The organism is Paenibacillus elgii NBRC 100335 (genome assembly GCF_004000865.1).
In the GTDB taxonomy this organism is placed as follows: domain Bacteria; phylum Bacillota; class Bacilli; order Paenibacillales; family NBRC-103111; genus Paenibacillus_G; species Paenibacillus_G elgii.
In genome coordinates, this window is the sequence record NZ_BIMB01000134.1 from 1 (window position 1) to 1,504 (window position 1,504).

Genomic DNA, 1,504 nt, shown 5'->3' on the forward strand with positions numbered 1-1,504 from the left:
CCCACTTTACGATTAACCGATTCGTAGGTATAGCTTGTGCGGGCTTGGGTTGGGTGCTGTACTTGCTTTAACAGGGCAGCATAATTTTCTCCGCGTTTGGAATTTACCAAGTCAAACGATGCCGACGCAATTTCGTAGGTATAATGCGTCTTACGATTCATCGCATCCGTAACCGAAGTTAACAATTCCTTGTTGCCTTTAGGATCTTTCTGCTTTTCGTATCTGACTGTACGATCTCCTTGAGTAAGGGTCACTTCTGTTTCGGAGTAAGAAATGTTGATCTCATTGTTGATCGCGTCCCTTACTTTCGTTAAAACCAACCCGTATGGAGAAACATCCTGGTATTCAAATTGAATAGTGTTGTTATAAGCATCTGATATTTGGATTAATCTTCCGTCCCCGGAAAAGTACTGCTTCTGGCCATTTAAATAATTCAGCGTGAACCATACATATTGATCGTTAATCTTACGCGATTCCTGTGTGACCGTAATGTCTTTCCACGGATATCCCTTCAAACTGGTCCCGTTCAGCTCATAAGTACCTCCGCCGGATAAATGAACAAACGTTCCTTTATCCGTATATTCGATATAAGGAATATTCCATTTCCACCCTTTCCCAATAGGGAAGCGGTTCTCATTCCTGAGAGGCTTAGTTTTGTTGGCATACGCATTGTTTATAAAGCGTGACGAATAGAAGGGTGGTACAACAACTTGCCCTGTTGTATAAGCTCTGGCTACAAAAGATACTCCGTTAAGCGTAATGTTTTCATTTGAAATAAATGGCATAGTGTTAGGGTCATCAGGGTTCCTATAAGACCAGGTCGCTTCCAAGTCGCTCCTTGCTTGATTATCGAACTCATAAACTTCCGGATAGTCGGTAGGAAAATACCAGTAAGTATAACTTCCGCCATATTGCACGAATGACGCATAGTAGGAGGGAGTAAAATAAAAGCTTGATGCCGAACCGAATTTTTCCGGCATATTCGAATATTTCTGGAACAATCTTGCATTCAAAGCCGGATAATATTGCATGGTATGGACGGCCCCGACGTAGACGTCCTTATCATAATATAGCGAATCTGCACTATCATACTGGCGAGTAAGTGCAAAAGAAAGCCCATTCCTGCCCGGGAGGGTCATATCTGTACTCTGTAATTGAAGGGCACCATTGATCATATTGACATTCTCATTAATCGATGAAACAGAAAATGGGGCGCTGCTTGCTACCATACTCACCCTATCCAAAGCAAACTTGTCGTAACTTGTAGGATAGGAATTATAATTATAGCTAGATAACGATCTTTTTAAGCGATTTAAGCCTTCGGAATAAGTGCTTGAAAACACACTTGGATAAAACTGATCTTTATTATTTACGATTGTCGTATTTTTAGGTGTTTCGACATAGTTGCCATATGTAAGTGCTGTAACCGACATATACGTGGTTTGGGTGACTGTGTTGTCTTTTTTGTTGTTTTCCTTTGCGAACCGCTCGGCGGAAAAGTCCA

General features: G+C 41.5%; 1 pseudogene. It reads right to left on the reverse strand.

Annotated elements, in window-relative coordinates:
* A pseudogene (locus PEL01S_RS34770) lies at positions 1–1,504 on the reverse strand (hypothetical protein); the annotation flags it as partial.